The sequence below is a fragment of the Anaerotignum sp. MB30-C6 genome, from assembly GCF_030908465.1.
Taxonomy (GTDB): domain Bacteria; phylum Bacillota; class Clostridia; order Lachnospirales; family Anaerotignaceae; genus Chakrabartyella.
Map to the genome: position 1 here is coordinate 46493 of NZ_CP133078.1, position 12365 is coordinate 58857.

The 12365-nt window shown below is 40.9% G+C and carries 10 protein-coding genes; 4 read left to right on the plus strand and 6 right to left on the minus strand.

Annotated features, from left to right (window positions below; genetic code table 11):
* Positions 1–13 precede the first annotated feature (13 nt).
* A complete protein-coding gene (argC, locus tag RBQ60_RS00210; RefSeq protein ID WP_307884593.1) occupies positions 14–943 on the minus strand; it encodes an N-acetyl-gamma-glutamyl-phosphate reductase in 930 nt (309 codons plus the stop codon).
* A gap of 419 nt (positions 944–1362) precedes the next feature.
* On the opposite strand from argC, the gene RBQ60_RS00215 reads away from it, so the two are divergent.
* The 3 genes from RBQ60_RS00215 to RBQ60_RS00225 all read left to right on the plus strand — a co-directional run bounded on the left by RBQ60_RS00215 (position 1363) and on the right by RBQ60_RS00225 (position 4649).
* On the plus strand, positions 1363–2244 hold the full coding sequence (locus RBQ60_RS00215) for an aldo/keto reductase (protein ID WP_307884594.1): 882 nt from the start codon (positions 1363–1365) through the stop codon (positions 2242–2244).
* A gap of 391 nt (positions 2245–2635) precedes the next feature.
* A complete protein-coding gene (locus RBQ60_RS00220; RefSeq protein WP_307884595.1) occupies positions 2636–3652 on the plus strand; it encodes an alpha-hydroxy-acid oxidizing protein in 1017 nt (338 codons plus the stop codon).
* Positions 3653–3689: 37 nt separating this feature from the next.
* Positions 3690–4649, plus strand: a complete 960-nt coding sequence (locus tag RBQ60_RS00225; protein ID WP_307884596.1) for a hypothetical protein — start codon at positions 3690–3692, stop codon at positions 4647–4649.
* 60 nt (positions 4650–4709) lie between these two features.
* Here the strand turns inward: RBQ60_RS00225 and asnS are convergent, their stop codons facing one another.
* The 5 genes from asnS to RBQ60_RS00250 all read right to left on the minus strand — a co-directional run bounded on the left by asnS (position 4710) and on the right by RBQ60_RS00250 (position 10772).
* Complete coding sequence (gene asnS, locus RBQ60_RS00230) at positions 4710–6104, minus strand: asparagine--tRNA ligase (protein ID WP_307884597.1); 1395 nt, start codon at positions 6102–6104, stop codon at positions 4710–4712.
* Between the two features lie 80 nt (positions 6105–6184).
* Entirely contained in the window at positions 6185–7156 is a 972-nt protein-coding gene (gene msrB, locus RBQ60_RS00235; RefSeq protein ID WP_307884598.1) for a peptide-methionine (R)-S-oxide reductase MsrB, read from the minus strand.
* A gap of 54 nt (positions 7157–7210) precedes the next feature.
* Positions 7211–8050: a carbon-nitrogen hydrolase family protein gene (locus RBQ60_RS00240; RefSeq protein ID WP_307884599.1), complete on the minus strand. Its 840-nt coding sequence runs from the start codon at positions 8048–8050 to the stop codon at positions 7211–7213.
* 371 nt (positions 8051–8421) lie between these two features.
* Positions 8422–9249: a type II CAAX endopeptidase family protein gene (locus RBQ60_RS00245; RefSeq protein ID WP_307884600.1), complete on the minus strand. Its 828-nt coding sequence runs from the start codon at positions 9247–9249 to the stop codon at positions 8422–8424.
* A gap of 146 nt (positions 9250–9395) precedes the next feature.
* Positions 9396–10772 (minus strand): sodium-dependent transporter, encoded by a 1377-nt coding sequence (locus RBQ60_RS00250; protein ID WP_307884601.1) that lies wholly within the window; start codon positions 10770–10772, stop codon positions 9396–9398.
* A 231-nt stretch (positions 10773–11003) separates the two neighbouring features.
* Here RBQ60_RS00250 and RBQ60_RS00255 point away from each other — a divergent pair, with 231 nt between their 5' ends.
* Entirely contained in the window at positions 11004–12263 is a 1260-nt protein-coding gene (locus RBQ60_RS00255; protein WP_307884602.1) for an L-cysteine desulfidase family protein, read from the plus strand.
* Positions 12264–12365: the final 102 nt, after the last annotated feature.

The following is a 12365-nucleotide window of genomic DNA, read 5'->3' on the forward strand; positions in this document are numbered from 1 at the left end:
AGATTTCCTCCTTTTATTCCAACCCTTGGGTCTCATTCAGACCTAGCACAATATTCATATTCTGTACAGCGGCACCAGAAGCACCTTTCCCCAAATTATCAAATACGCTGATGAGGGTCATTCGTTCATCATTGCCTTCTAAGTAAAGGGTAAGACCGTTGTTGTTTGCCATGGTATTTGATGCCAAAAAGCCTGTTTCTTCTTGGGCAAATGTGATGAAACTTGAATCTTTATAAAAATCTTTTAGTAATTCTGTTAGTTCCGCTTTTGTTACCTTTTTCAAAAAAAGGTTGCTATGTAGAGGAATGCAGGTTTCCATGCCACAATAAAAATCGCAAACAATCGGGGATAAAACGGGGGGAGCGGAAATTCCCGTCACATACTGCATTTCCGGTAAATGTTTATGGGTTTGGCTTAAGCCATATTGTCTGGGGCTTTCATATGCCAATGGTCTATGGGTTTCTTCATATTCTTGAATCATGCCCTTTCCGCCACCGCTATACCCCGTAATGCTATGGGCACTAAAAGGATAGTCGGGACTTATAATGCCCAGCTTTACCAAAGGATAGGCCCCCGCAATAAAGCCTGTGGCGTGACAGCCTGGGTTTGCAATTCGCTTGGAGACTGCAATTTCCTGTCTGTGTTCTTGGGAAAGTTCTGGAAAACCGTAAGTCCAAAGGGGATTGGTTCTATGGGCTGTGCTGGCATCTATAATGCAGACATTAGGGTTTTCAACCAGTTTTACTGCCTCTTTAGCCGCCTCATCGGGTAAGCAAAGAAACACAACGTCAGAACGATTTATAAGTCTTTTTCTTTCAGCTTCATCTTTTCTTAGCTCTTCGCTGATTAATAATAATTCAATATTGGGATGATGCTCTAGCCGTTGGCGTAGTTGTAAGCCAGTGGTACCAGCCTGACCATCTATGTAAACTTTATACTTCATAGGGTGTTCCCCCTCTCGAACAATTTATTTTTTTCTATTATAAACCTTTAAAATAGAAAGTCAATAAGAAAATGCATAATTATACAACTTACTTACATTTGTCATAAAAATTCAATGTTCTCTTAGGTTAAAAAGACGAAGTATACAATTTAAATTACAAATTATTTAGGGAGTTGTTGCATATGTCATGAAAATAATGTTTTTAATTCAATGCAATTGTGCGTGCTATATAATGAATAGAAAGTAAATATTGAATATTATGCGAATATAGTGTGATTATAAGAGAATTATCTGTAATTTCATAAGTATTATACAGAATGTCCTGTCTATAAGAGGCAAGGAATTTTAGTTGTGGCTTATGACAAAGGGATATTTGCAGATGTGTCGAACAATAAGAATATAGCAAAGGGGGTATTTCAATGGAATATTTAGAAATAACGGAAAATCTATCATTTTCTCGTATTATTCAGGGTTTTTGGCGTTTGACTGAATGGGATTGGGATATAAAAAGCCTGGAGGCGTTTATACAAGGCTGTATGGAACGGGGGGTAACCACCCTAGATACGGCAGAAATTTACGGCTTCGGAGAGTGTGAAACCCAACTGGGTAGAGTATTTGCAAAAAATCCGTCCATGCGAAATAAAATTCAGTTGGTAAGTAAAACAGGAATTTTTAATAAAGATGGATTTAAATATTACGATACATCCTATGAGCGGATAAAGAAGTCCTGTAAAGAGAGCTTACAACGTCTTTCCTGTGATTATTTAGATTTATACTTAATCCATCGGGAAGATCCTTGCTTTGATCCTAGAGAAGCCGGAAGGGCTATGGTGGAGCTTAAAAAAGAGGGGCTTGTAAGGGAAATTGGCGTTTCCAACTTTGATCCATTTAAATTTGAGGCACTAAATGAGTTTACAGAAAATCAGCTTTGCACCAACCAAATTGAGTGGAGCCCATGCTGTTTTGAACACATTGATTCAGGTATGATGGACATGCTTACCCAGAAGTCAATTCATCCTATGATTTGGTCGCCTTTATCAAGAGGGCGGATTTTTACTTCCCAAGAGGCACCTTTTGTGAACGTGAGACAAAAACTTGAAGAAATCGGCAACCGCCATGGGGTTGAGCCAGAGGTGATTGCCTTCGCATGGATACTGTATCATCCTGTAAAAGCAATGCCTATTGTGGGCAGTAGTAAGCTTTCCCGTTTGGATCATGCCATAAAGGCTTTGGATGTGAAGCTTGAGCGGTGGGAGTGGTATGAAATATACACCGCAAGCGGAGAAAAGAGATTAAGATAAATTGAAAAAAGACAAATTTGAAAGCTTTTGTCATAGGAAGTTGCGTTAAAAATCCTAGGTGTTTCGCCAGTGGATTATAAAATAAGCTGATTTTATCTTGTAATTAAAAAGTGAATCTAATAAATTAAACTCACAGTCTAATAATTAGAACAGTACTTGCCATTTCAATATTATTTTCAGAGGGTTAATACTGTTTTGGACGTATAAATTGTAAGAAATACTTTTGTATAAGATAAAGGAAGGCAATAAGGTTTATCTCTAACAAAAGTGTCTAGTTTTAAGGTGACATAATGCTTATTTGGGGAGGACGAACGCACCACTAGAGTGTTGTGTTTTTGTTTGATTTCCCTATTTTCTTATGATATGATATGCCTAAAAAGGGGGTAAAGAAATGACATTTGAAGAAGTAGTAAAAATTGCAAGAGAGAGTATTGGAGATAAATGTTTTGCTTGTCCTGTTTGTAACGGTAAGGCTTGTGGGAATAAGTTGCCGGGGCCTGGTGCAAAGGGCATTGGTGATACGGCGATTCGAAATTATGAGGCTTGGAGAAAAGTCTATCTTAATATGGATACCATATGTGAAAATAAGCCTATAGACACATCTGTGGAACTGTTTGGAAAAAACTTTGCATACCCATTTTTTGCAGGGCCTGTGGGCGCTGTGCAGTTGCATTATAGTGATAAATTTAGTGATATCACATATAATGATACGCTGGTTTCGGCTTGCAGTCAGTGTGGCGTTGGAGCATTTACGGGAGATGGGGTGAACCCCGATGTTATGGCGGGTGCCACCAAGGCAATTAAGGCGGCAAAAGGTATGGGCATCCCCACCATTAAGCCATGGAACAAAGAAACCATAGAGGAAAAAATGGAGCTGATAGCCCAAAGCAATGCTTTTTCAGTTGCCATGGATATTGATGCGGCAGGGCTTCCTTTTTTGAAAAATCTGACACCTCCTGCGGGAAGTAAAACGGTTGCAGAGTTAAAAGAGATTATTTCCCTCACAAAAGCTCCTTTTATTATTAAAGGAATTATGAGTGTAAAGGGTGCATTAAAGGCAAAAGAAGCAGGTGCCCATGCCATTGTTGTTTCAAACCATGGCGGCAGGGTGTTGGATGGTTGTGCCGCAACGGCAGATGTTTTGGAAGAAATTGTAGCCGCAGTAGGCGACAGTATGAAGATATTTGTAGATGGTGGTATCCGTACAGGTGGCGATGTGTTTAAAGCCCTTGCCATGGGTGCTGACGGGGTGATTATCGCAAGACCCTTCGTAACTGCTGTTTATGGCGGCGGTGCGGAGGGGGTAGAGGCCTACATCAATAAAATTGGCGAGGAACTGCGGGATACGATGTCTATGTGTGGTGCTACAAGCATAGAAGAAATTACACCAGACATGGTGAGGAGATAACAAAGAACAATACAGCAAGGGTAGGAAGGAGACCACTATGGCATATTATGACGGACAATTACAGCTTCTTCAACAGCAAGTAGCCCAGAAAAAACGACAAGAGTCCAAGTTGAAAGAACTGTATGGACAGCATCAGGAACTGAGTACTAGAGTTTCCCAGCTTGAAAAGGTTAAATTGGACGAGCAGGCTGATGTTGACCGTCTGGAAGGCAATAGTTTAGCGGCTTTTTTCTATGGTGTTGTTGGCAAAAGGGACGAAAAGTTGGACAATGAACGGGAGGAAGCCTACGCTGCTGCGGTGAAGTATGATGCCGCCGCCGGTGAACTTTCTAAGGTGGAAGAAGATATTCGCCGTTGCGAAGGAGAGCTGGATAGGTTACAGGGCTGTGAACAGCAGTATGAAAAAATGCTGAAGACGGTATCTGAGGCAGTGAAAGCCCTTGGTTCTGAACAGGCTGTAGCCATCTTACGGACTGAGGAGGCTATGGCTTGTATAGAAAGCCAAAAGAGAGAAATCCAAGAGTCTATTTCTGCTGGGCAGACAGCGCTTGAAACGATCAAAGGTGTTTTATTTAGCCTTGAGAGTGCTGAGGGCTGGGGGGCATGGGATATGTTAGGCGGCGGTCTGCTTACCGATTTGGCAAAACACAGCCATTTGGATGAAGCCCAGAAAAAGATTGAGCAGTTACAGGAGGAGTTACGACGTTTTAAAACAGAGTTGGCCGATGTGACCATTCATATGGATTTGCAGGTCAATATTGATGGCTTTCTGCTTTTTGCAGACTATTTCTTTGACGGACTTTTTGCAGATTGGGCGGTTATGGAACAAATCAATGAATCTCAGGCTCGTGTTCAGAGCACGAAGGAGCAGATAGAGAGCGTTTTGAGTCGCTTGAATGATATGGCATCCTCTGCGGATAAAGCCTTGGAAAATGAGAAAATTAAACGGGACGACTTGATTGTGAACGCATCCTTTGAAACCAAGGGGATATATTAATCATACATAAAAAACAGGGCGTCATCGGTGAACGATGATGCCCTGAATCGTTTATTTTTATTAGAACTCTGCATTCTTTACAGTTCTGGGGAATGGCAATACATCACGGATGTTGCCCATGCCTGTCAAATACATGACAGCACGTTCGAAGCCTAAGCCGAAGCCTGCGTGTCTGGTTCCGCCGTATTTTCTAAGGTCAAGATACCACCAGTAGTCTTCTTTGTTTAAGCCCATCTCTTCCATGCGTTTTTCCAAGAGATCAAGTCTTTCTTCTCTTTGGCTGCCGCCGATAATTTCACCAACGCCAGGAACCAAAAGGTCCATAGCGGCAACGGTTTTGTTATCATCATTCATACGCATATAGAAGGCTTTGATATCCTTGGGATAGTTTGTAACAAAAACAGGTTTCTTGAAAATCTTTTCTGTCAAATAACGTTCATGCTCTGTCTGTAAGTCGATACCCCATTCTACGGGATATTCAAACTCCTGTCCGCTCTGAATTAACAAATCAACGGCCTCTGTATAGGATACTCGGCCAAAGTCGTTGTTCAATATATTCTGCAATCTTTCAAGGAGTGTTTTATCCACAAAACTGTTGAAAAACTCCATTTCTTCGGGAGAATTTTCCAGAACATAGCGGATGATGTATTTTAACATGTCTTCTGCCAACTCCATATTATCCTGCAAATCTGCAAAAGCCATTTCAGGTTCAATCATCCAAAATTCTGCAGCATGGCGAGGGGTGTTGGAGTTTTCCGCACGGAATGTAGGGCCAAAGGTATATACGTTACGGAACGCCATAGCAAAGGTTTCTGCGGAAAGCTGACCGCTTACTGTTAGGTTTGTTTCTTTTCCGAAGAAGTCTTTGGAAAAGTCTATTTTTCCGTCTTCTGTTTTGGGTAAGTTATTTAAGTCCAAAGTGGTAACGCGGAACATTTCGCCGGCACCCTCACAGTCACTGCCTGTGATGATGGGTGTATGGGCATAAACAAACCCTCTTTCCTGGAAGAAACTGTGGATTGCATAAGCAATTAAGCTTCTTACACGGAAAGTTGCGGAGAACATATTTGTTCTGGGGCGCAAATAAGAAATCTGGCGTAGAAATTCAACGCCATGACGTTTTTTCTGTAATGGATAATCGGGGGTAGAAGTACCTTCTACTTCTACGGTCAATGCCTTTAATTCAAAAGGCTGTTTTGCATCGGGGGTTTCCAACACAATGCCCTTTACAATTAAAGCGGCACCCACGCCCTGCTTTGTAATTTCTGTATAATTAGATAAGGTTTCTGCTTCTAAAACAATTTGAATATGTTTGAAGAAAGAACCGTCATTCAGCTCAATAAAGCCAAAATTTTTGGAAACACGCATAGTACGAATCCAACCGCCAATGGTTACCTCTTTGTTTGTATAGGCAGCCGTATCACGGTAGATTGATTTTACTGTTGTCAAATCCACGAGAGATCGCTCCTTTTCCTATTTCTGAATTCATATGTTTCTTATTGTAGCCTCCTAGGGTAAAAAAAACAACCATTTTCTTATAGAAAAGGTAAAAATTCGCCATATCCTTCCTGTTCCATTTCTTTTTTGGGGATAAAACGCAAGGAAGCACTATTGATACAATAGCGTAAACCACCTAATTCTTTTGGGCCGTCGTCAAATACATGTCCCAGATGGGCATTTCCTGACCGACTGCGTACTTCTGTCCGAATCATATCAAGGGAAAGGTCGTCGTATTCCTCAACTGCATTGGGGTCTAGGGGCTTTGCAAAGGAAGGCCAACCGCAGGCAGACGGGAACTTATCCTTTGAGGTGAAAAGGGGTTCTCCCGTTGTAATATCCACATAAATTCCTTCATCTTCCGTTTCCCAATATTCATTCGCAAAAGGTGGTTCTGTTTCATTTTGTTGGGTAACGGCATACTGCAATGGGGTGAGCTTTTCTTTTAAGACTTCCCTTGCAGGCTTAGGATAAAGAACAGGATTTACAACACTTTGTTTCTTTTTTTCAATTTTTGCAAAGTTAATATGGCAATATCCGTTGGGGTTTTTGTTTAAGTATTTCTGATGGTATTCTTCTGCCTCAATAAACTGCAATAGGGGCAGATTTTCCACTACTACAGGTTCGCTGTATTCTTGTTGTAATTGCTCAAGAAATGCACTGATGATAGATTCTTGCTCCGCCTTTGTATAGTACACTCCTGTACGGTATTGGATACCAATATCCATGCCTTGTCTCCCGATGGAGGTGGGGTCTATGGTATAGGCATACTCTTTCAGAATTTGAGTAAGGTGGATTTTTTCAGAGTCAAAGATAACTTCTACTGCCTCTGCATGGCCAATATGGCCGCAAACCTGTTCGTAGGTAACGGTTTCTGGCAGGGTATGGTCTTCTCCTTCTTTTTTCCCCAAAGCATATCCTACACGGGTAGATAGAACCCCTTCTATGGACTCCATATATTTTTCGGTGCCCCAAAAGCAGCCACCTGCTAAATAAATGATTTCTTTCATGGTAAAAACTCCTTTTTAATAACACAAACTTATATTTATTTACTTTTTCTAACTTTATCTTATGAGCTGAGAACCATTGGAAATATCAGACAAACGGTATAAATCCTTTCGGCGATGCTCCAAAAGAGGCAATTCTCTGCGTACTTTCTCCAACTTTTCCATTTCCCATTCAACAAAAGCAATGCCTTCTTTTTCGTCCAACTGGGTCAAAACTCTACCCCATGGGTCGGTGGAGATGGTATGTCCCCAAGCGATATAAGAGGAATTGACGTCCCTTGCGGGGGCAACCCCTGCCATAAATACTTGGTTGTCCAATGCCCTTGCACGGAAGGAAAGCTCCCAGTGGGCAGGGCCTGTAGTCATATTAAAGGCGGCAGGGACAATAATTCCCTTTGCACCTTTCAGAGCCAAAAGACGGGCAAGCTCTGGAAAGCGAATGTCATAACAAATCATAAGCCCTATTTTCCCCCAAGGGGTATCAAAGGTAGTAAAGTCTTCCCCTGGGGAAAGAACTTCAGATTCCATAAAATGTTGTCCTCCCTCCACATTTATATCAAAGAGGTGGACTTTGCGGTGTCTCTCGACTCTATGTCCTTTCGGATCAAAAACAAAAGAGGTGTTAAATATTTTATCTTTAAACTTTTCCGGAACAGACCCAGCTACAATGTAAATCCCGTATTCCAACGCTGCATTTCCAATTTCCGTAAGAAAAGGGTTGTCCTTTTCCATGGCAAAACGGGGAAAACAGCGATTGTCATAAGGACAAGCAAACATTTCGGGGAATACTGCAATATCAATGTTTTCTTTTGCTGCCTTTGCCAGCATTTTTTTTGCTTCCATCAAGTTTTCTTCAGGTGTGTTTTTTACTTTCATTTGGATTAAGGCTAGTTTCATAAAATATCTCCACCTTTCCTTTTTCTTTGAGTATAGCATGATTTATACAAAGAAAAAAGTATCATTCTTCTACAGCTTGCCTGAAAATAATACATTGGTTTTTATTCAAACAGGAGCCGCAGGTTCGTGTCTATTTTGAAATATAATGGATGGGTATTTTCTTAGAGAGAAACTAAGAAAGGGTGATTGCGGTGAAAATTCGTCAGTAAGGAGACTAAATCAGAGAGGTAAAGGGTGGAGATATTTCTTTAAGATACAAGTAAAATTATGGTGCAATTTAGGATTTTTCAGAGAAAGATGCGAGAAATAATTTCCTAAGGCTACGGAAAGTTTCGTGGATAGCCTTAGGTGTGAGCTTGAGCAGAACTGTATCAAGCCTCAATTTCTGTTTTTGGGTAAGTATATTTCCAGTTTGTTTTTATAAAACGAACCAGCCAAATTAACCCCATGGAGACTAGAATGACAACAGGCAGCAACTCCGCAGGGGAGAAGGATGTTGTTGTGCTCGAGGTGCTTTCCATAGATGATGTGTTTAGAACGGAGTATCTCACTAGAAAAACCATTAAATTATGAAGAAAATGGACTGCCATACATGGAATTAAGCTATTATACTTTTTGTATAAAACGCAGAGAACAATGCTGACAATTGCTGGGGAAACGCCACTTAATCCATGCATGATTCCGAAAACCAAAGAGGTGATTAAAATGGACTTTTTCATGGAATTTGTACCAAGCAATTTTTCGAACAAGAAACCCCGAAATATTATTTCTTCACAAAATGGCGCAAGGAGGCAAGAAAGGACAAAATATTGTACCCAATAATCCGTGCCCATTGTGGTGGATTTTAGCGTTTCTTCAGCGGGCAAGGAGCCAAAAGAAATAAATATGGTACTAGCTAAAAGTAATATACCTACGCCTAGCATTTCAGGAAAAATAACCCCAGCTAATGTTTCTAGAATGCGAATTCGCACCGGTTTCAGCCACATTTTAATGCTTTGATTATTTTTGTGAAGGGTACGGTAGATCATGGTAAGTGGGGCAAAATAAAGCCCTAGGATGCCGAGGGCTTTTGCAATCATACCGTTGTCAATGCCGAATACTTTTTCTAAACCGATTCCAATAAGCATTAAGAAAAAGATAGAAAAAAGGGAAATCAAAAACATACGCAAAAGACTTATTTGTTTGAGTGCTTCATTCAAGACCAGCACCTCCTAAATTTAATCGAATAGATACCTATAAATTATAGCACGGTTTCAACATATTTCCAGTGGCACACAAATTCTTAAAGGATTCTTTCGAAATTAAAAAAGACCATCATCAGAGGTTTGATGACGGTCTACATTTTTTAGCTAAAGAATAAGGACTTGTAACCCATTACAAATACAAATAAAACTATCACGGGCAGTATCCATTGAACATAGAAACGGATTGCCTTAGGGAACTTCAAGCCTACGCCGCTGTTGGCTTCAGCCATAAAGTTATCCCAGCCCCAGCCCATTTTCCAAGTACAAAACAATACGTAAACTACACTACCCAAAGGAAGGATGTTGTTGCTGACAATAAAGTCCTCAAAATCCAAGATGGTAGAGCCTTCGCCCAAAAGTTGAACGCCGCTTAATACGTTAAATCCTAACACACAAGGGATGGAAAGGAGAATAATTGCCACTAAGTTGAAAGCAATTACCTTTTTTCTGCTGGCATTTGTTAAGTCTGTACCGAAGGAAATAATGTTTTCGAAAACAGCAATTACTGTGGAAAATGCAGCAAAGCACATAAATAAGAAGAATAAAGAACCCCACAACCGGCCGCCAGGCATTGCGTTAAAAACGTTTGGCAGTGTGATGAAAATCAAACTAGGGCCTGCGTCAGGGTTAATGCCATAAGCAAAGCAAGCAGGGAAAATAATTAAACCTGCCATTAAGGCAACCATGGTATCTAATATGGTAATATAAACAGCTTCCCCGGTTAAGGAACGGGAACGATCAATATAGCTGCCGAAAATTGCAATGGCACCCATACCGATACTTAGCGTAAAGAATGCCTGTCCCAAAGCGGCAAATAAAACTTCTAACACACCGAATTCCTTTAAGGCGGAAAAGTTGGGTGTAAGATAGAAACGAAGACCTTCTTCGCCACCCTCTAAGAAAATGGAGCGTGTTGCCAAAACTACCATTAAGAGCAGTAATAACACCATCATCACTTTTGTAATCTTTTCTACACCTTTTTGCAACCCTCGACTACAAATGCCAAAGCTAACCAAAACAACAATTATCATATAACCTGTCATTAAAACAGGATTTGAAAGCATTGAGCCAAAAATGCTAGAAATGGCATCTTTGTCTAATCCTACGAAACCACCGCTGGCCATTTTGAAGAAATAGTATATCATCCATCCTGCAACGGTAGTATAAAACATCATTAAAATGTAGTTACCTGCCATTGCGAAGTATTTGAAATAATGCCACTTCGTTCCCTTTGGTTGCAGTACATCCATAGACATAGCCACACTTTTTTGGCTGGCACGGCCAACGGAAAGCTCGGCCACTAAAATCGGCAGACCAAGTAAAATTAAAAACAGGATGTAAATTAATACGAAGGCAGCCCCTCCGAATTGCCCAGTAATATAAGGAAACTTCCAAACATTTCCCAAGCCGATGGCACAGCCGGCGGAAATGAGGATGAATCCTAGTCTGGATGAAAATTTCTCTCTTTGTTGATTCATTTCATAATACCCTCCTAAACATAACAGCAACTTGCTGTAAAAAATAATAGCTGTTTCATTATAAAGGAAGGAAACAACAAAAAACAAGTAAAATTAGGGAATTATGCTGTATACATATATAAAGTTGGTTGTTTTTTGAAATACAGCACAGAAAAAAGTGGTATTTTTATAGGGGAGACGGTATACTGAAAAAATGGGAAAACAAAAGATACAGCAGAAAGAGGTGGGTCTTTGAAGAACTTTACAGAGCTATTAAAATCTGAAATTCGTCCAGCACTAGGAGTAACGGAGGTCGGGGCAATTGCTCTGGCGGCGGCAAGAGCCTATGATGCCGTGGGGGGAACGATCGTACATATTGAAATGAACATGAACGGAGGAATGTATAAAAACGGATTCTCCTGTGGTATACCTGGAACAGAAGAGTTGGGCTGTGAAATGGCGGCGGCATTAGGTGCCTTGGGCGGCCAGTGGCAGCTGGGGTTAGAGTGTTTAAAGGATATTACCGATGAGCACGTAAGAATAGCCAAGGATATCCCTGTTCAAATATTCTTACAAAAGGAGAAAGAGGATATCTATATATTGGCGGAAGTTACCACCACAAAGGGAGTGGGTATTACTCGAATTGAAGATGCCCACGATAATATCGTCTTTGTGGCAAAGGACGACCAGATTATTTTTGCGAAGGAGCAAAAGGAAACAAAAGAGAGAAAAGAAGTGATAGATTTTGATTCCATCACTTTCTCGGACATGGTGGAATATGTTTCCTCTGTTTCTTTAGAAGAAATAGATTTTATTAAGGATATGATTGCAATGAACTGCAGGCTTTCTGAAAAAGGTCAAAAGGGTGTTGGCTTGTCTATCGGAGCAACTTTAGACGCATTTCAAAAAAAGGGTGTCATAGGTATGGATATGATTTATCATGCTCAAAAACTTACCTGTGCCGCCATGGATGCTAGGCTTTCCGGCCTGCCCTATCCTGCCATGAGTATTGTTGGCAGTGGTTCTCATGGAATCGTATGCTCTTTGCCAGTGGTTTCCTATGGCAGAAGTGTAGAAGCACCAGAAGAAAAAGTGGTACGGGCAGTAGCTTTAAGTTGTTTGGTCACTATTTATAGCAAGCATTATACAGGAAGGCTCTCTGCCCTTTGTGGCTGTGTGATTGGGGGCGGAAGCGGTGCAGCAGCAGGGGTTATATATCTAATGGGCGGCGGTGCTTCGGAAGTTTCCCATGCAACGAATCACATGGCAGCAAACTTAACAGGTATGATTTGCGATGGCGGCAGTACAGGGTGTTCATTAAAGGCGTCGGCAGGAGTTTACTCTGCATTTTTATCTGCTATGCTTGCCATGACAGGTACGGTTATGCCCTATCACTTTGGTGTAATTGGTTCTTCCGCAGAACAAACGGTGAGGAACTTAGGAAGAATTTCTGACGAGGGAATGTCCCCTATGAACAGGACGATTATTGATATCATGCAGCAAAAGAAATAATGTAGGCAGGGAATATGGTTTTGGGGCTGTTGTTACTAAGACTTCAAGCAAGCCTCATAAATAAGGTGAAATACGTAAGCATTCGTAAGTTTAGACGTTTAA

Bases quoted from the DNA above. Each gene is read 5' to 3' on its own strand.
- RBQ60_RS00220 (WP_307884595.1), top strand. From the start codon at position 2,636: ATGACATTTGAAGAAGTAGTAAAAATTGCAAGAGAGAGTATTGGAGAT.
- RBQ60_RS00225 (WP_307884596.1), top strand. From the start codon at position 3,690: ATGGCATATTATGACGGACAATTACAGCTTCTTCAACAGCAAGTAGCC.
- RBQ60_RS00250 (WP_307884601.1), bottom strand. From the start codon at position 10,772: ATGAATCAACAAAGAGAGAAATTTTCATCCAGACTAGGATTCATCCTC.
- RBQ60_RS00240 (WP_307884599.1), bottom strand. From the start codon at position 8,050: ATGAAACTAGCCTTAATCCAAATGAAAGTAAAAAACACACCTGAAGAA.
- argC (WP_307884593.1), bottom strand. From the start codon at position 943: ATGAAGTATAAAGTTTACATAGATGGTCAGGCTGGTACCACTGGCTTA.
- RBQ60_RS00215 (WP_307884594.1), top strand. From the start codon at position 1,363: ATGGAATATTTAGAAATAACGGAAAATCTATCATTTTCTCGTATTATT.
- msrB (WP_307884598.1), bottom strand. From the start codon at position 7,156: ATGAAAGAAATCATTTATTTAGCAGGTGGCTGCTTTTGGGGCACCGAA.